This window comes from Paenibacillus sp. FSL R7-0198 (genome assembly GCF_038000415.1).
GTDB lineage: Bacteria > Bacillota > Bacilli > Paenibacillales > Paenibacillaceae > Paenibacillus.
Genome location: NZ_JBBOCB010000001.1, coordinates 1,585,067 through 1,603,480, shown reverse-complemented (window position 1 = coordinate 1,603,480; position 18,414 = coordinate 1,585,067). Strand labels below are relative to the sequence as shown.

The window sequence follows — 18,414 nt, the reverse complement described above, 5'->3', positions numbered from 1 at the left end:
TATCATATTAAATGCAAAAAGTAACACACTACAGAGTAAAAAGAATCCCAGGAAGTATTTGAAAAAGATTTTTAGATTCATTTAATCTCCCTATATTGAATTTAAATTTTGTTGCGGATGTACGTTTATATGTTTCATTCTAGAATATTGAATAGAAGTATTTGTATGTTAATCGTTAATTTCGTGTAAAAATATGGTTTGAGTTGGGGTTTTATTATTGGTAGGTGGTTTTTGTTGCAGGATTATGATTTTTTACTAAATAATAGTTAGTCCCACCTTAGAGGAGGGATAGAGATACTTAGGGATCGTAGCACTATACATAATAATGAGGGATCAAGAAAATGGAAAGGCAACTCAGAAGTTTAGAGTGAAATGGATTAGAAAAGCGATAGCCCTATGCATTGGACTTTTAGTTATCGGTTTGATCGCAGGACAGTCCTCCGCTTTTGCATCATCTGGGTCGGGTAATTCCATCACTTCAGTTCTTGACCGAAATGACTATTTGCTGGACGATGGTACACTTTGGTCTAAAGGGGCCACAAGTGGATGATCAGGCTAAGGTTTTGGAATCGATTATCGATGCGGATTCTTATTGGAGTAGTACTGGAAGCGATTCTTCTTATAGCGCATTATCTTCATCAGGAGATATATTATGACAAATACAACAAAATACGTAAAGCTGGAAATGTACCTGATGGTAAAGCAATTGCAACGAATGGTGTTTACGCAGCTGTGCTGAAAAATGATGGCTCGGTAGTGATTGTAAGTATGCTGTATGAGGATGACTACATCACGGTTGCGAATAATGTGCAATCTTTGATTTGGTGGTGGGGTACGCATAAGCTGCTCACGGTGAAACAGGATGGAACCGTCTGGAGCTATGATCGAACTGCCAAATATAAGGGCGAGCAACTGCCTGGTTTAAGTAACGTATCGTAGATGGTGTGTGCGCCTAATCTGGATGAGCTATATACATAGTTACAAGATGGATCATGGGCTACATATGATAATGGAAAGTTAACTCCTCTATCAGCTCCCGGGTTAAATCAAGTGACACTTACGGCATCTTCCAAGGAAGTTTTATTGGGGATATGATCACCCTTACCGTTCAGGAGAATTATAGTAATGGTTTCAAGAACAAACGTTCACCTTTGCCTGAAGAACTTATAGTGGAGCAGCCCCAAGTTGCACAGATTCAGGCAGGAGGCAAACTAGAGGTTACGGGCATGGTAACAACCAAAGTGACGTTGAAGATAGGAGGTTTGGCTTCAAGTCTTCAACTGAACGTTGATTCACAGCAAAAGTTAACAGGCGCCACATTGTTGGATGGAAATGTATATGGGATGCTGAGCTAAAGCAGGCCAAGGTGCTGGTTGGAAATTCTTCTATTCTGGTGGAATCGAAGGACACACTTGCACTGATCAAGAAAAAAGAGCTGGGGAATCTTGCTCGCTTCATTGGCAAGTCCTACTGGATCAACAGTGATACGAGTTTAGGGCAACGTTTCAGTAAAGTGACCATATCAGATATCAAAATTGAGAAGATTAAATACGGTGATCGAAGTTACTCTATTATCTTCCGTAATGCAAAAGGAAAAACCGTTTCTGCCTACGCAGGAGGTGCACCTTCCAGTGTGACGGAGATGCTTGCCGATTCCAACCAATTCTTCTCTTCTGATCCGTATAAGAAAAACAATTGGTCCAAGTCCACTTGGAATAAAATCATTGCTGGAGAAGTAGCTTTAGGAATGAACATAACTCAGGTGCGCCTTGCATGGGGAGATCCATCGAGCATTACGTATGAAACGAGTTCAAAAGGCAAAATCGAGGTTTGGGTGTATGCCAGCTCAGCAGGCATAAGAGCTTTAGGGTTTCTCAATGGCAAACTGATGGCGATTTACTGATGAATATACCAATTAATCACTTCATTTGATTGTAAGTCACAGCACAAAAAAAGCCCGCTTTCCGTTACCCTCCAGGAGGGAGAATATCGGAAAACGGGCCATTTTTCAAAATGTAGAAGAAATATAATAACTACTCTACGCCATCCTTAAAGTGTTTGTTCCAGTGTTTATCTCCCTTATGCAACAGATCTTCTACCGTTTTCTCAAGAGTCATCAATAGTTGTGCTCTGACATCAAGTACGGTTTCTCTGTACAAGCGTTCTTCCGATCCAACGATTTTATCGCCGTATAATGCCTGTGCAGCTACGTACTTCCGATGTTCCTCGACCAGAGTATCAATGGACTCCAATGCATGTTCCACAAAATGGGAAATGCTTTGGTATTCTTTGGGCATTTGTTCTTTTAAAGCTTGAATTTTCGCTAGAGCTGGCATGCTCATCACCTCGTGTTTATGAATGTAAATTTACAATACACCATTTTCATGAAAATTGCATTAAAAATAGCTTAAATTTGGACAAATTTCGACTTTTTTTATTTTCAGAACCAAAAAAGTGCTTAGCTATAATGTATGCCATTGCATTTGAATTGAGTCGTGTAAGTAATGGAATCCCTTTTGGATACGTTTGGTGACTCGTTATGCAATTTCTGTTATTCTAAGAGAAGATTTCAGCGGCCCTAATACATACGCCGTTATTTTGTTATGGCAAATTAAAAAAATACTTAACTTTGCAACAATTTTATTGATGATCACGTCTGTAAGGTTGCAGGGAGAGGGGGATCCTTTGTGGTAGAGCCGGAACTCATCAGAGCCGCTCAATCGGGCGATCGCGACGCTCTAATTACCCTATTGCGGGAGATTGAACAACATGTCTATCGGACCGCATATTACATTCTAAATAATGAACAGGACGCTTTGGATGCTGCTCAGGAAGCGTTGATCCGAATTTACACCAAAATCAATTCATACGAAGAAAAGGCCCAATTCAAAACATGGGTACAACGCATCGTCACGAACATCTGTATTGATAAATTCAGAAGAACCAAACCGTCCGTCTCCATTGACGAACATGACATGGTTTTTCAGGATAATCAGGATGTGGAGTACGAGGTCATGTCTACATATGTGGCCCAAGACATTCAGGATGCGATCAACAAGCTTCCCGAGCATCATCGTACCGTTATTGTTCTAAGATATTTGCAGGACTTATCCTACAATGAAATTGCGGATTGTCTCGATCTTCCGTTGAATACGGTGAAATCTTATTTATTTAGAGCCAGACAGCAATTACAGAATCTACTACAGGAATATCAGAAAGGTGGTGTGACAGGATGAAATGCGAAGAGGTGGTGGAATGGATGCACCGCTATCTGGATCATGATCTGGGCGAGGCGGAAACCGCGCAGATGCTACAGCATGTGGCAAAGTGTCCGGAGTGCGCCGAAAATTTTAGTTTACTCAGAGCTCTTTCCAGAGAACTGGAAGAATTACCGCAAGTAAGCCCGAAATTTAGTCTGGTTGATGCGATTATGCCACAGCTTGATGCCATTGACGAAGCGCGGAAGGAACAAAGTAGCACCATACAGGAAATGAATCCTGTCCCCGCTGCATTTGAGAATTTACAACGTTCAAGTGAGCGGAAAACGAAGCAAAAATGGCTTAACTCGATGGCAGGACGTATGTCCATGGGTGCAGCGGCTGCGGCAGTTGTATTGGGATTTGCCATCTGGGGATATAATCCTGAACAGATCGAGAATGCCGATTCCATGCTGATGAGCTCTGGGGCTTCTCAAGAGAGTGGCAATGTGGATGAGAATCCATTAAGCAAGAGTATTGAACATTCTGATCCTGCCACTTCATCCCAACCAAGCAGCAACGATGTGTTTGTGGATCAATCGAATGTTTCACCGACTGAACCAGACAACCAAGGCGTAGAAACCTTGCCTGAAGAGAACGGTGGAGATAAGGTACAGGAGCCTGAAGTTCAATCAGATCCGGAACCTCAACAACCGGCTACCGAATCAACACCTGCTCGGAATAAAGGAACTCAGGATAATTCGTCTAAAACTCCTTCGACCGATAATCAGCAGAGTCAGGTTCAGAACCAAGATTCTGAGAAGAGAAATCAAGAATCAGGAGATGCTCCCAAATCTTCTGCAGATGGGGAAGAGAATGGAGTAACAGAAACAGAAAATGGAGATTCATTCACTTCTCAGACAATCGTACCAAATACCAATGAAGATGCTCCGGTAGAAGGCAGTTCTGCTCCTGATTCCGGTGCAGGTACAGACGCATCTGGAGGAAACAAAGGTTTCGCAGCAGGACCGGATCAGGGAATGACTACAACGGCAGCACCAAAAGAATGGAAGTCACCTGACGGCTCCTATGTAGTTATGCTTATTGGTGATCAACTCAGCATATACTCCAAACCTGCCAATGAACCGGATGTTCTGAATTTGGTTGAACAACGCAGTATAGAGGGGACACTGAAGTCAGCGAGTTGGTCCAAGGATGGTACCCTATTTAATTACGAGACGGACAAGGACGGAACAACGGCGAAGAACTCGTTTAATGTACCTGCCGTTCCAAGTGGAGCTCCTGCGAAATAATTTAAAAAATGGGGAGTGCGCTCCTCCAAACGAAAGAACATTTTCAGTATGACAAGCATATAGTGGAATTAACAAAACGTCCTATCTCAGTTCAAACAACTGACGTCGTATGACCGCGCACCGGCTTTTTCTAGAACTGCTGGTGTCTGCGTTTATATAGATGTAGGACAGGGGACCTTCATCCGTAAACTGGATGTAAGGTCCCTTTGTTGTCTTGCACTTTTTCTGGTAGGATAAGAGGGATAAGGAGGCACCGTGAATGGATGTAAAAAGTGCAACAAAGGCAATACGTAGTGGAGAACCGGCTCCGATCTATGTGCTGTATGGAACGGAAAAGTATCAGATACAGCAATTTACGGATATGTTAAAAGAACAGGTTATTGAAGAAGAACATCGTGATTTTGCGATTATTCCATATGATTTGTCTGAAACGGCTGTGGAGGTCGTTATTGAAGAAGCAGAGACCGTACCTTTTCTGGTTCCGCGCAAATTAATTATTGTAAGGGACGCGAGCCTGTTCACCGCAGGTAAAGAATCCAAGATTGAACATCAGGTTGATCGTCTGCTTACATATATGGAAAATCCGGCAGATTACAGTACGATTGTTTTCCTGGCCCAAGGGGATAAGCTGGATGAGCGTAAGAAACTGGTGAAGGCTGTTAAGAAACAGGCAGTAGTTCTTGCTTTTGCTCCACTTAGTGGAGATGAGCTGTTGAGTTGGATAGCGAAACTGGCGAAGCAGCGGGATGTTTCCTTGGAGACGGGAGCGGCGGAAACGTTGATCAGCTATGCAGGAACAGGTCTTCAGACCCTGTCTGCTGAAGTAGACAAGTTATGTTTGTTTGCTGGTAATGGGGGGACAATCAAGCGTGCTGATATCGAGTCACTGGTTGCCCGTAGTACAGAGCAGAATGTATTCTCGCTGGTCGAAGAACTCGCTAATTTGCGACTGGAGAAAGCGTTGGCTCTTTTCTATGAGTTGCTGAAGCAGCGGGAAGAACCGATTAAAATTGCCGCTTTAATCGCTCGTCAGTTTCGGATCATGATCCAGGTGAAAGAGTTGGGCCAACAAAGTTACTCCCAACAGCAGATTGCCAGTCAGCTTGGTCTTCATCCGTATGCTGTTAAGATTGCAGGTGAGCAAGCTCGTAAATTTCAGCCGGAACGTCTGAGAATGATTCTGAGTCACCTCAGCGAACTTGATTACCAGATGAAAACAGGTGCAGTGGATAAAGTACTTGGTCTGGAGCTGTTCTTATTGAGACTTGGTGCGTGAATGAATACGTAAACCTGATAGAATAATAGTATGATAACCAAACAAAGCGACCTTTGCTCCATGATCGTTAAATCATCGGAATAAAGGTCGCTTTATCTTTGTCTTATACTTATCGAATCAGATACTAAAAAATCCTGAAAGCCTATGCTGTTCAGGATTTTTCCATTGAATCGTATAAGTAACGCTTCTTACGCTTGTGCGGAAAGAGCGTTCAGTTTTTTCGCCAAGCGAGACTTTTTGCGTGCTGCAGCATTTTTATGAACCAGACCTTTAGTTACAGCCTTGTCCAGCTTTTTGGAAGCAGCTTGAATCGCAGCTTTTGCAGTATCAACTTCGTTACTTACCAGAGCAGCATCAGCAGCTTTAACAGCTGTACGGAGTGCAGACTTCTGGGAAGCGTTGAGTGCGCGGCGCTTGTCGCTCGTTTTTACGCGTTTAACAGCGGATTTGATGTTTGGCATTACATTCACCTCCTGTAAGGCATTTGCATGAATACAAACGTTTCACAACTTAAAATATTCTATCACGCTAGCATGTAAAATGCAACAGATATTCCTACGATGTTCGACATGCTGTATAAAGAAACCCTTTTTCCCACACAATATGCTCAAATGCGGTAAGGGAGGCAGGGACAGAATGACACTGGATTTGCAAAACTATACAGTTCGTACCGATTTGGCGATCGACTCCAAGGAAATGGCGCAAGGTGGACAGAAACAGACGATTCCCGGACTACAGGAAGATGTAGAGAAAAAAGAGGGCATTACGATTACACGTATTGATGTCCTGACTGAAGAAGCAGCCACGGCTATTGGTCGGGTGAAAGGTCACTATGTCACCTTGGAAGTACCTTCACTACGGAATGGTGATACCGAGTTACAGGAGCGAGTTGCTGCCGAGTTCACACGTGAAATGGAAGATTTTATGGTTAAGGCCGGAATTAACAAAACATCCAAGGTCTTGATTGTTGGCTTGGGCAACTTAAATGTCACCCCGGATTCACTCGGTCCACTTGTTGTGGAAAATCTGATGGTGACGCGTCAGTATTTCGAATTGGTGCCAGATCAGGTTGCGCCAGGGTATCGGGAAGTCAGCGCGATTGCTCCCGGCGTGTTAGGTACAACGGGCATTGAATCCAGTGACATCGTACAGGGGATTGTAGATCGGACCAAGCCAGATGCGATTATTGCGATTGATGCGCTGGCCTCCCGTTCTCTGGAACGTGTAAATACAACCATTCAGGTAGCGGATATTGGTATCCACCCGGGTTCCGGTATTGGAAATAAACGGCGTGGCCTGACTCGTGAAATATTAGGTGTGCCTTGCATCGCCATCGGAGTACCAACCGTATGTTATGCGTCCACCATTGTGAACAATGTGATTGAGATGATGCGCTCACACTTCCGCCAGGAAACGGATCAGACCAAACAGATCATGGGTATGCTGGACGACATCGGTGAGCAAGATCGCTTGAGTCTGGTGAAAGAGGTACTGGAGCCACTGGGTCATGACCTCATTGTTACCCCAAAGGAAATCGATGAGTTTATTGAGGGAATTGCCAATGTTATCGCTACAGGACTTAACGCCGCACTCCATGATGCCGTGAATCCGGATAACGTAGCTGCTTATACACATTAAAACTTAAAACTGCTGAGAAGAAGGTCCGAATCTATCGGACTTTCTTTTTTTGTTTTTGGAATCTTTCATTTTCCTGTTCTATCAAATTGGGCGGGCTCATAGAGTTGAAGTATAAGAGTTGTCCAGCAGGGAAGGAGACAGCAGAATGAATAAGATATTGGCCTGGAATATTGGGAAGTGGAAAAAAAGATGTCTGCACGTGCTGGCCATGGGCCGTACGTTGTTGTTGCTTATGATCATATCTGCCTTGTTTTTTGTCGTACTGGGTCTGGGGGGGATGGCAGAGAAACGCTTGAATAATTCACCCGTTTCTTCCATGAAAGGATTTGCGAGTGCCGTATCAAGCCGCTTTTTTGTCGATATGCTCGGTATGGAGATGCCCCATCTCACCCAGAAGGAACAGACCTCTGCGATATCCGGTGAGAATCTCACCTCTTTTGTTTTCCAATTACTAACGAATGTAAATCCTCAAGATCCGAAGAGCCTGATTGCGAGAGAAATGCCGGGCATGGGTTCCAACCAACCTGTTCTGCTCCGTCCTGGATCTGGTAACGAAAAAGCCGAGGCTCCCGAAGATTATCAGCCCGGTCCCGGTCTTACGGATACGGCTTCTGCAGGTGGAGGAAAACCCGGTAGTGAGCTGCATATTCCACCAGGCCAGGACAATACGGATCCACCTGAGTCGAGTGAGCCTGGAGATGGAGAAGGTAAAGAGGACCCCCCAGCGAAGAATGGTGAGAAAGACAATTCAGGCTCACCGACAACAGGCAAAAAGTCAATTCTTATCTATCATTCCCATCCAAGGGAAGGCTACAATCCACTGCTAGGTACGAAAAGTGATAATCCATCAACAGGCAAATCAACAGGCAATGTGTTTCAAGTGGGAACCTACCTCTCAGACAGTCTGGAGAAGCTGGGAATCGGCGTAGAACACGCCAAGGATGATTACCCCACTAAAGTTAAGGACTACAACTGGAACTATTCCTATAAATACTCCCGTCAAACGGTAAAAGCGGCACTCGCTCAAAATGATGATCTGACGTATCTCATAGACATTCATCGTGATTCACAGCGTCATGGCAAAACAACAACAACAATTAATGACTTGGGCTATGCCAAAGTGTATTTCATTATTGGACATGAAAATCCAAATTGGCGGCAGAATGAAGCCTTTGCAGCGAAAATTCATAAGAAACTGGAAGCGAAGTATCCTGGGGTATCCCGTGGTGTGTGGGGCAAGGATGGCGGAGGAGCCAACAATGGAGAGTATAATCAAACCCTTTCACCCAACAGCATTTTGATTGAGATTGGCGGCATAGACAACACAGGAGCTGAGTTACAACGGACATCGAAGATTCTAGCAGACATGATTGCCCAAGTGTATTGGGAAGATCAGAAGGTGGACAAAGCCAGTGCGGAAACCTCGTCGCAGGGTGGATAGGAATTATATATGTAAAGAAGATAAAAATAGTAGAGTGACAGGAGGCAAAGCATATGTCCAGATTCGGTAAAAGACTGTTATCCATGGCTGTATTAATGTTGCTGGGTGTTCTGTTCGGAATGCAGCTGGCTGGCAGCAACTTTCATATGGGCAATCCATCAGGAGGCACGTCAACCGTGGTGACAACTGAGCCAACTTCATCGGTTACCGAATCTGTTCCAACTGCACCTGTCCAGAAGGAGATCAAAGAACCAACGTTTGTACCTGTTCAGTCACCAAGCCAAGTGCTTGGGGCAGATCAGAGTAAAGCTCCGGTCGATGTGTTGGCAGACAAAACGGCTGGACTATTGCAAAATCTCTCACACAGTGGCATCAAATGGGTGGTCTCTCTTTTTAGTGGCGTTGCTGAATAAAATACCATGGATTAAAGGTACAATATTACCTCTAGGAGTGTATGATCACACTTTATTATAAAGTTGAGACAACACGGGATTGATGCACTGTGCTTCAACTGTTATAATGAAGTGATTGACACTAGGCTGTTTCTGGGGGTAAGGAATGACTGACATTCGGGCAAGACAACGTAAAATTCGTAACTTTTCTATCATTGCACATATAGATCACGGCAAATCAACACTTGCGGACCGGATCTTGGAGCACACAGGTGCGCTCACGTCACGTGAAATGCAGGAACAGGTTCTGGATAAGATGGACCTTGAACGCGAACGTGGAATAACGATCAAGCTACAAGCAGTAGCCTTGACTTACAAAGCGGATGATGGTGAAGAGTATTTATTGAATCTGATTGATACACCGGGACACGTAGACTTCACATATGAAGTATCACGCAGTCTTGCTGCATGTGAAGGTGCTCTGCTGGTTGTGGATGCGGCTCAGGGAATCGAAGCCCAAACACTTGCCAACGTGTATCTGGCATTGGATAACAACCTTGAAATTTTACCAGTTATCAACAAAATTGACCTTCCGAGCGCTGATCCTGAACGGGTGAAGCAGGAAGTGGAAGATGTTATTGGTTTGGACACAAGTAATGCGGTCTTGGCTTCGGCCAAATCAGGAATCGGAATCAAAGAAATTTTGGAGCAAGTGGTGAAAAGTGTTCCGGCTCCAACTGGTGATCCTGACCAGCCTTTGAAAGCGCTGATCTTTGACTCGCACTATGACCCGTACAAAGGTGTAATCGTATATGTGCGTGTTGTTGATGGCAAAATCAAATCCGGTTCCAAAATCAAAATGATGGCAACAGGTAAATCATTTGAAGTCATTGAAGTTGGAGCGTTCAAACCTCGTATGACCATCGTGGACGAGCTGAACGTCGGGGATGTTGGATTTATCGTTGCAGGTATCCGGCATGTTGGCGATACACAAGTCGGGGATACGGTGACAGATGCTAAAAATCCAACACCGGAACCTTTGCCGGGTTATCGTAAAATTAACCCAATGGTGTATTGTGGTCTCTATCCGATCGAAACATCGGACTATGTTGATCTGCGTGAAGCGTTGGAGAAATTGCAGTTGAACGATGCGTCTCTGAGCTTTGAACCGGAAACATCCAGTGCACTCGGTTTTGGATTCCGTTGCGGATTCCTTGGGCTGCTTCACATGGACGTTATCCAGGAGCGGATCGAGCGGGAGTTTAACATTCCGTTGATCACAACGGCACCAAGTGTAATCTATCACGTCACCTTAACGAATGGTGAAGTGATGAAAATCGACAACCCATCCAACTATCCTGAGGTGGGACGGATTGATTACGTCGAGGAACCATACGTCAAGGCAGATATTATCGTGCCGAATGATTATGTAGGTACCATTATGGAGCTGTGTCAGAATAAACGGGGTGAATATGTAAATATGGAATATTTGGACACAACCCGGGTTACCATTACCTATGAGATTCCGTTGTCCGAGATTGTATATGACTTCTTCGACCAGTTGAAATCCGGTACCAAAGGATATGCATCTCTGGATTATGAGTTGTCCGGTTACCGTCAGTCCAATCTGGCAAAAATGGATATTGTACTCAATGGCGAACAGGTGGATGCTCTGTCCTTCATCGTTCACCGTGACCGTGCTTATAACCGCGGACGCATTGTCTGTGAGAAACTGCGCGAGCTGATTCCACGGCAAATGTTCGAGGTGCCAATTCAGGCATCTGTAGGTACCAAAGTTGTTGCTCGTGAGACGGTAAAAGCAATGCGTAAAAACGTACTTGCCAAGTGTTATGGTGGTGACATCTCGCGGAAACGGAAACTGCTTGAGAAGCAGAAAGAAGGTAAGAAGCGGATGAAGCAGGTTGGTAACGTTGAGGTGCCACAAGAGGCATTCATGGCGGTACTGAAAATTGATGATTAAATAATCTAATTTGAAATACGTCACAGAATGTGAGTATTCAAACTAGATTAGGAGAATTCAATTTCGGGTACATCACAGAGTGTGTGTATCGAAATTGAATTGGTACAACACAGAATATTAAATAACTAAGCTGAAAGGGAAGCCGGATGGCTTTCCTTTTTTCAAATAGAGGGGGACTTGCCATGACATTGGCAGCACACAGCCGGAAGACAGGTGCGCCCCAAGCGGTGTATCTTCACATTCCCTTTTGCACGAATAAATGTTTTTATTGCGACTTTAACTCCTACGTTCTGAAAGATCAGCCCGTGATGCAATATCTCGAAGCGCTGGAACGGGAGATGGAACATACAGTTAAGGCCAATCCACCGGGTGAGATCAAGACCATATTTGTAGGTGGGGGTACGCCAACAGCTCTGAAACCGGATGAGATGGCAGTATTTCTTCGTTCCGTGAAGACGTATTTCCCAAATTGGGCGGACGATATTGAATTTTCGATGGAAGCCAACCCGGGAACCACGGATGCGGAGAAGCTTGCTGCGATGAAAGAAGGCGGCGTCAACCGTGTCAGCTTTGGCGTGCAGGCGTTTCAGAATGATCTGCTGACAGGCATTGGCCGTATTCATAATACGGATGATGTATATCGCAGTTTGGAGAATGCTCGAAAAGCGGGATTGAATAACCTGTCCATTGACCTGATGTTTGGTTTGCCGAACCAGACTGTTGAAATGTTGAATGAGAGTATCGACAAAGCGCTGGAACTGGATCTGCCGCATTACTCCATCTACAGCCTGAAAGTGGAAGAGAATACACTTTTCCATACACTGTATCAGAAGAACCAGTTGCCACTTCCTCATGAAGATGACGAGCTGGAGATGTATCTTCTATTAATGAGACGTATGAAAGAAGCAGGCTATGGACAATACGAGATCAGTAACTTTGCCAAGCCGGGCTTTGAGAGTCGTCACAATATTACCTACTGGCGTAATGAGGACTACTATGGTCTGGGTGCAGGTGCGCATGGATATGTAGGCCGCGAACGGCATATGAATATTAAAGGTATAAATCCTTATGTTGAAGCTTCGCGTGCAGGACTGCCTCGTCTGGATCATTTTGAGATTGCTCGCCCTGAGGCCATGGAAGATTATCTGATGGTTGGACTGAGAATGTTGGAGGGGGCTTCGGCCTCACGTTTTAGCGAACAGTTCGGAGAGTCCATGGAAGAAGTGTTTGCAAAGCCTTTGGGCAAAATGTTAAACGCAGGGCTGCTTGAGCGGACGGCAGACGGCTTCCGACTGAGCGAGCAGGGTATCCTGTTCGGAAATGACGTTTTTGCGGAGTTTATCGGGTCCATATCGCTGAATTCATAGCTTGAAATTCTATACGCTCTGTTGTATATTTATTCATATTGATTTTACAGAGCGTGTTAATTTAACAACTACGAAGTCAGCTTTCCTCTGGAAAGCTTGGTAATAGGAGGAGAGCAGGATGTCGGTAATATGCAGAAAAGCCGTGCCGGAAGATGTTGAACCACTGTATGAAATGATTAAGGGCTATGCAGAGCGTGGGATCATGCTTCCGCGATCACGGGAAATACTGCACCGACAGCTGGAGCACTTTGTTGTAGCCGAAGTTGATGGTGAAGTGGTGGGTTGCGGATCGCTTTGTCGTCTGGGGAATGATCTGGTAGAAGTCAGATCACTCGGTATCTCGGAAGGGCACAAAGGGCTCGGTATTGGCTCCCGATTGCTGGACCGACTGGTAGAAGAAGCGGAGAAACAACAGATTCCTAAGGTTATGGCGTTGACATATGAAGTGTCCTTTTTCCTCAAAAACGGCTTTGCCGTGGTGGAAAAGGAGATTTTCCCCGAGAAAGTATGGACCGACTGTGTTCATTGCAGCAAGCAGGATTGTTGTGATGAGATCGCTGTATTGAAAGAGCTTAACGTTTCAGCCTAATAACTGAATGGACTGCATGAATCGAGCCGAGTCAGCCTCTGCCCTACATGCAGTCCTTTTTTACTTTAAAGTATGTACAATAAAGTTGTTAGGACTCGTTGACATTGGTCTATACTATAAATAGATGAGCCCACTCATCAAACTCACTTGACAATGTTCACGTCAGTTTGGTATTTTTGTATTACCGCTTAGCACTCATCTAACCGGAGTGCTAACGACATGGGACAGTACAGTCAGAAGGAGGGAATACTCACCATGTTAACAGAGCGTCAACGAATGATTCTGAACGCTATAGTGGATGACTATATCCGTTCAGCTGAGCCCGTAGGGTCCCGGAGCATTTCCAAAAGGGGAGATGTTGGATACAGTCCGGCGACGATCCGTAATGAAATGGCGGATCTCGAAGATATGGGCTTTCTGGAACAGCCGCATACATCGGCTGGACGCATTCCATCCCATAAAGGCTATCGATATTATGTCGATCATTTGGTTCCCTGGAATCAGGTGGAGCCTCAGGAGTTGGATGATCTGAAGTCGTTCTTCGCTGAAAAGTTGAACGTCATGGAGCAAGTTATTCAGCATGCATCCAATATTTTGTCACATATGACGAATTATACTTCGATCCTGCTTGGACCGGAAGTATTCCATACGTCCCTACGTCACTTCCAATTGCTTCCGTTGAATGAAAGTGAAGCTGTGGCAATCATTGTGACCAATACAGGTCAGGTGGAGAACAAGACGGTCCAGATTCCACCAGAAATCTCGGTAGCCGAGATGGAAAATGTGGTTCGTTTGTTAAATACCAAACTTGTGGGCGTACCAATCTACAAATTGAAATCCCGTCTTTATACCGAACTTGGGCAAGAGATGGAACGGCATATTACACGTTATGAGGAAGTTATGCAGGTGCTGAACAGTGCCTTTGACAACGAACATGATAATCGTCTGTTCCTCAGTGGTGCCACCAACATGTTGACTCAACCGGAGTTTAAAGATATCGAAAAGGTAAAAGATATTCTTGACCTGCTGGAAGAGACACCAACACTCATGAAATTGATGATGCCCGTGCCGGGTGGATCTGGTATTCAAGTGCGAATCGGCACTGAAAATGATCATGAAGCCTTTGCCAACTGCAGCCTGATTACAGCCTCCTATTCATTGGACGGTGAGGCATTGGGTTCGATCGGTATTTTAGGACCCACGCGGATGGATTATGCACGTGTCATTCATATTTTAAATACACTATCCCGTGACTTGACGACGATGCTGACACATCGTTTCAAATAAGATTCGGGAATGAACCATTTCATTCGTATAAGGAGGTGAACATCTTGAAAGAGGAGCAATCATTTACAGAAGAACAAGAGGTAACAGCAGCTGAGCAGGAGCCTATTAATGAAGCTGGCGCTGCAGAAGCACAAGCTGAAGAGATGGCTGGTCAGGAGCAGGATGAGCTTGCGCGTCTGAAGGCAGAAGCTGAGGAGCAACAGCAGCGTTATGTCCGTGCACAGGCTGATTTTGATAACTTCCGTCGTCGTACGCAGAAGGAAAAAGAAGAATTGGCTAAATACGCTTCGATGAAGCTGGTCACCGAACTGGTACCGGTTATTGATAACTTCGAGCGCGCCATGGCTACTGTACCGGAAGGAGCAGAGGTCGAATCTTTCTCAAAAGGCATCCAAATGATTTTCCGTCAATTGGAAACCGTGATGAATAATGAAGGTCTGACGGCTATGGAATCGGTAGGACAACCGTTCAATCCTGAATTCCACCAAGCAATTATGCAAGTGGAGAGCGACGAGTACGAAGAAGGTATCGTTGTTGAGGAAGTCCAAAAAGGCTACATGCTGAAAGATAAAGTGCTTCGTCCAGCTATGGTAAAAGTCAGCTCATAATTTCCTTATAGGAAGGAATGAGTTGGCTCCGTGGTTGAACAATGTGGGCGAAGTTTAATATAAAGGTTTGTACACATAGAGCACGATTAGCAACATGAACATCTAAATAAGGGTCAGATCAGACCCATTCATTTTAAATTGTTGAGGAGGAAATTTTCGGATGAGCAAAGTAATTGGTATTGACTTAGGAACAACAAACTCATGCGTAGCAGTAATGGAAGGCGGCGAGGCTGTCGTAATTCCAAATCCGGAGGGCGCACGTACAACTCCATCCGTAGTTGGTTTCAAAAAAGATGGAGAGCGTGTTGTTGGTGAAACTGCAAAACGTCAAGCGATCACCAATCCGGATCGTACGATCATGTCGATCAAACGTCACATGGGTACTTCCCACAAGGAAACAATCGATGGCAAAGACTACTCTGCACAAGAGATCTCTGCAATCATCCTGCAAAAATTGAAAACTGATGCTGAAGCTTATCTGGGTCAAACGGTAACTCAAGCAGTTATCACTGTACCAGCTTACTTCAATGACAGTCAGCGTCAAGCGACTAAAGATGCGGGTAAAATTGCAGGTTTGGAAGTTCTGCGTATCGTCAACGAGCCTACAGCAGCAGCTTTGGCATACGGTATGGAGAAATCCGAAGACCAAACGATTCTGGTATATGACCTGGGTGGCGGTACGTTCGACGTATCCATTCTTGAACTGGGTGACGGCTTCTTCGAAGTTAAAGCAACGAGCGGGGACAACCAACTGGGCGGGGATGACTTCGACCAAGTAATCATTGATTATCTCGTAAGTGAATTCAAAAAAGATCAAGGCATTGACTTGAGTAAAGATAAAGCAGCGGTTCAACGTTTGAAAGATGCAGCGGAAAAAGCGAAAAAAGAACTTTCCGGCGTATTGACTACAACGATCTCCTTGCCGTTCATCACGGTTGCTGATGGCGTTCCTCAGCATTTGGAGTTGAACCTGAGCCGTGCGAAATTTGAAGAAATCTCTGCAGGTCTGGTTGAGCGTACGCTTGAACCGACTCGTCGTGCATTGAGCGATGCGGGTATGACAGCTAACGATATCGACAAGATCGTATTGGTTGGTGGTTCCACACGTATTCCTGCAGTTCAAGAAGCAATCAAAAAACTGACGGGTAAAGAGCCTCACAAAGGCGTTAACCCGGATGAAGTTGTAGCGTTGGGTGCTGCTGTACAAGCGGGCGTACTGACAGGTGACGTGAAAGACGTTGTATTGCTTGACGTAACTCCACTGTCCCTGGGTATCGAAACAGCAGGTGGCGTATTCACTAAAATGATCGAGCGTAACACAACGATCCCTACAAGCAAATCTCAAGTATTCTCCACTTATGCAGACAATCAACCAAGCGTTGAGATTCATGTTCTGCAAGGTGAGCGTGAGATGGCAGCAGGTAACAAATCGCTTGGACGTTTCATGTTGGGTGATATTCCACCAGCTCCACGTGGCGTTCCGCAGATCGAAGTTAGCTTCGATATTGATGCCAACGGTATCGTTAACGTATCTGCAACAGATAAAGGTACTAACAAAACTCAAAAAATCACAATCACTTCTTCCAGCGGTTTGAGCGATGCTGAAGTTGAGCAAATGATGAAAGATGCTGAGTTGCACGCTGAAGAAGATAAAAAACGCAGAGAACTCGTTGAAGCGAAAAACAGTGCAGATCAATTGATCTACTCTGTTGACAAAACGATCAAAGATCTTGGCGAAAAAGCAGATGCTGGCGAAGTTGAAAAAGCAAATGCTGCCAAAGAAAAACTGCAAGGCGTGCTGGCTTCCGACAACCTGGAAGATATCAAAGCTGCTACAGAAGAACTGACAGAGATCGTTCAACAACTGTCCGTGAAACTGTATGAGCAAGCTCAGGCGCAAGAGCAAGAAGCGCAAGGTGCTGAAGAGCAACAAGGTTCCGCTAAACGTGACAACGTCGTAGACGCTGATTACGAAGTTGTGGATGAAGATAAAAAACAAAACTAATTCGTAGTTCTACGCGAATTAAACATCGGTGACGTTCGAATTAGAGGGAAAGTCATAGCCGGGGCTCCCGCGCTTTGGCTTTCCTTTTGTCACGATGTGCGATATGGTGAATGATATGGGGGTGGAAGAGTGGCTGAAAAGCGTGATTATTATGAGGTGCTTGGCGTTAGTAAAACGGCTAACGACGATGAGATTAAAAAGGCTTACCGTAAGCTTGCCCGTCAGTATCACCCTGACGTAAACAAGGCTGCTGATGCGGAAGCTAAATTTAAAGAAGTTAAAGAAGCTTACGACGTAGTGAGTGACGGTCAGAAGCGTGCACAATATGATCAATATGGTCATGTCGATCCGAATCAAGGTGGATTCGGTGGTGGCGGTGATTTTGGCGGCGGCGGATTTGGCGACATCTTCGACATGTTCTTTGGCGGCGGTGGCGGTGGACGACGTGATCCAAATGCTCCGCAACGGGGGAATGACCTGCAGTATACGATGACGATTGAGTTCAAGGAAGCTGTATTTGGTAAAGAAACCGATATTACGATTCCGCGTACAGAAGGCTGTGATACCTGTCATGGCTCAGGTGCCAAACCTGGAACGAAACCGGAAACCTGCTCGGTCTGCCAAGGTAGCGGTCAGCAGGAAGTCGTGCAAAATACACCGTTTGGTCGTATGGTTAATCGCCGTGCATGTTCGAACTGTAGTGGTTCGGGCCAAATTATCAAAGAAAAATGTACAACGTGCAGTGGTAGCGGTAAAGTCCGCAAGCAACGCAAAATCCATGTCCGCATTCCAGCGGGTGTAGATGATGGCGCGCAACTGCGTATGACAGGTGAGGGCGAGGGAGGCCTGCGTGGCGGACCAGCGGGAGATCTGTATATTGTCATTCGCGTGAAATCACATGATTTCTTCGAGCGTGAAGGTGACGATATTTATTGCGAAATCCCACTTACCTTTGCACAGGCAGCTCTGGGAGATGAAGTTGAAATCCCAACGTTGACTGAAAAAGTGAAGTTGAAAGTACCAGCTGGTACACAAACGGGAACGTATTTCCGCCTCAAAGGCAAAGGTGTACCACGCCTGCGCGGTATGGGGCAAGGGGATCAGCATGTGAAAGTGGTTGTGGTTACACCTAGCAAGCTGAATGACGAGCAGAAAGATCTGCTTCGCCAAATCGCTGCGCTGGATGGAGAGCAAACACATGAGCATGAACAATCTTTCTTTGATAGAGTGAAACGCGCCTTCCGCGGCGACTGAGAATAAAATAAAGCAAGCCCAACAGGACACCATAGCGGTTTTTACCGCGGGGTGTCCTTTTTTGTG

The 18,414-nt window shown here is 45.2% G+C and carries 19 protein-coding genes; 17 read left to right on the top strand and 2 right to left on the bottom strand.

The window, feature by feature from the left end:
• Nucleotides 1-367 precede the first annotated feature (367 nt).
• From MKY87_RS06875 to MKY87_RS06860, 4 genes are all read left to right on the top strand, one after another.
• A complete protein-coding gene (locus MKY87_RS06875; RefSeq protein ID WP_340963464.1) occupies nt 368-550 on the top strand; it encodes a hypothetical protein in 183 nt (60 codons plus the stop codon).
• 29 nt (nt 551-579) lie between these two features.
• A complete protein-coding gene (locus MKY87_RS06870; RefSeq protein WP_340963462.1) occupies nt 580-939 on the top strand; it encodes a hypothetical protein in 360 nt (119 codons plus the stop codon).
• Between the two features lie 152 nt (nt 940-1,091).
• Complete coding sequence (locus MKY87_RS06865) at nt 1,092-1,355, top strand: hypothetical protein (protein ID WP_340963460.1); 264 nt, start codon at nt 1,092-1,094, stop codon at nt 1,353-1,355.
• 11 nt (nt 1,356-1,366) lie between these two features.
• Nucleotides 1,367-1,903 carry a hypothetical protein gene (locus MKY87_RS06860; RefSeq protein ID WP_340963458.1) on the top strand — a complete coding sequence of 179 codons (537 nt, stop codon included), beginning with the start codon at nt 1,367-1,369 and terminating at the stop codon, nt 1,901-1,903.
• A gap of 130 nt (nt 1,904-2,033) precedes the next feature.
• On the opposite strand, the gene MKY87_RS06855 is transcribed toward MKY87_RS06860, so the two are convergent.
• On the bottom strand, nt 2,034-2,336 hold the full coding sequence (locus MKY87_RS06855) for a hypothetical protein (RefSeq protein WP_062835531.1): 303 nt from the start codon (nt 2,334-2,336) through the stop codon (nt 2,034-2,036).
• Between the two features lie 351 nt (nt 2,337-2,687).
• Here MKY87_RS06855 and MKY87_RS06850 point away from each other — a divergent pair, with 351 nt between their 5' ends.
• From MKY87_RS06850 to holA, 3 genes are all read left to right on the top strand, one after another.
• Complete coding sequence (locus MKY87_RS06850) at nt 2,688-3,236, top strand: RNA polymerase sigma factor (RefSeq protein WP_017687205.1); 549 nt, start codon at nt 2,688-2,690, stop codon at nt 3,234-3,236.
• Nucleotides 3,233-4,510, top strand: coding sequence for a zf-HC2 domain-containing protein (locus MKY87_RS06845; protein WP_339790130.1), 1,278 nt, complete (start codon nt 3,233-3,235; stop codon nt 4,508-4,510). Before MKY87_RS06850 ends, MKY87_RS06845 begins: the two co-directional genes overlap by 4 nt.
• Nucleotides 4,511-4,769: 259 nt before the next feature.
• Complete coding sequence (holA, locus tag MKY87_RS06840) at nt 4,770-5,786, top strand: DNA polymerase III subunit delta (RefSeq protein ID WP_339790133.1); 1,017 nt, start codon at nt 4,770-4,772, stop codon at nt 5,784-5,786.
• 188 nt (nt 5,787-5,974) lie between these two features.
• On the opposite strand, the gene rpsT is transcribed toward holA, so the two are convergent.
• Nucleotides 5,975-6,247: a 30S ribosomal protein S20 gene (rpsT, locus tag MKY87_RS06835; protein ID WP_024628504.1), complete on the bottom strand. Its 273-nt coding sequence runs from the start codon at nt 6,245-6,247 to the stop codon at nt 5,975-5,977.
• Nucleotides 6,248-6,422: 175 nt separating this feature from the next.
• On the opposite strand from rpsT, the gene gpr reads away from it, so the two are divergent.
• From gpr to dnaJ, 10 genes are all read left to right on the top strand, one after another.
• Nucleotides 6,423-7,424: a GPR endopeptidase gene (gpr, locus tag MKY87_RS06830; protein WP_036615103.1), complete on the top strand. Its 1,002-nt coding sequence runs from the start codon at nt 6,423-6,425 to the stop codon at nt 7,422-7,424.
• 145 nt (nt 7,425-7,569) lie between these two features.
• Complete coding sequence (locus MKY87_RS06825) at nt 7,570-8,865, top strand: stage II sporulation protein P (RefSeq protein WP_315372316.1); 1,296 nt, start codon at nt 7,570-7,572, stop codon at nt 8,863-8,865.
• Between the two features lie 53 nt (nt 8,866-8,918).
• Nucleotides 8,919-9,278: a hypothetical protein gene (locus MKY87_RS06820; RefSeq protein WP_338588008.1), complete on the top strand. Its 360-nt coding sequence runs from the start codon at nt 8,919-8,921 to the stop codon at nt 9,276-9,278.
• Nucleotides 9,279-9,423: 145 nt separating this feature from the next.
• Nucleotides 9,424-11,238: a translation elongation factor 4 gene (gene lepA, locus MKY87_RS06815; RefSeq protein WP_076211672.1), complete on the top strand. Its 1,815-nt coding sequence runs from the start codon at nt 9,424-9,426 to the stop codon at nt 11,236-11,238.
• Between the two features lie 182 nt (nt 11,239-11,420).
• Complete coding sequence (hemW, locus tag MKY87_RS06810) at nt 11,421-12,605, top strand: radical SAM family heme chaperone HemW (protein WP_036668565.1); 1,185 nt, start codon at nt 11,421-11,423, stop codon at nt 12,603-12,605.
• A gap of 118 nt (nt 12,606-12,723) precedes the next feature.
• Nucleotides 12,724-13,194 (top strand): N-acetyltransferase, encoded by a 471-nt coding sequence (locus MKY87_RS06805; RefSeq protein WP_017687214.1) that lies wholly within the window; start codon nt 12,724-12,726, stop codon nt 13,192-13,194.
• 255 nt (nt 13,195-13,449) lie between these two features.
• Nucleotides 13,450-14,481 (top strand): heat-inducible transcriptional repressor HrcA, encoded by a 1,032-nt coding sequence (gene hrcA / locus MKY87_RS06800; protein WP_338588007.1) that lies wholly within the window; start codon nt 13,450-13,452, stop codon nt 14,479-14,481.
• A 35-nt stretch (nt 14,482-14,516) separates the two neighbouring features.
• Entirely contained in the window at nt 14,517-15,089 is a 573-nt protein-coding gene (grpE, locus tag MKY87_RS06795; protein WP_133385571.1) for a nucleotide exchange factor GrpE, read from the top strand.
• 160 nt (nt 15,090-15,249) lie between these two features.
• A complete protein-coding gene (gene dnaK / locus MKY87_RS06790; protein ID WP_091028373.1) occupies nt 15,250-17,094 on the top strand; it encodes a molecular chaperone DnaK in 1,845 nt (614 codons plus the stop codon).
• 129 nt (nt 17,095-17,223) lie between these two features.
• Nucleotides 17,224-18,348, top strand: a complete 1,125-nt coding sequence (gene dnaJ, locus MKY87_RS06785; protein ID WP_062835521.1) for a molecular chaperone DnaJ — start codon at nt 17,224-17,226, stop codon at nt 18,346-18,348.
• Nucleotides 18,349-18,414 lie beyond the last annotated feature (66 nt).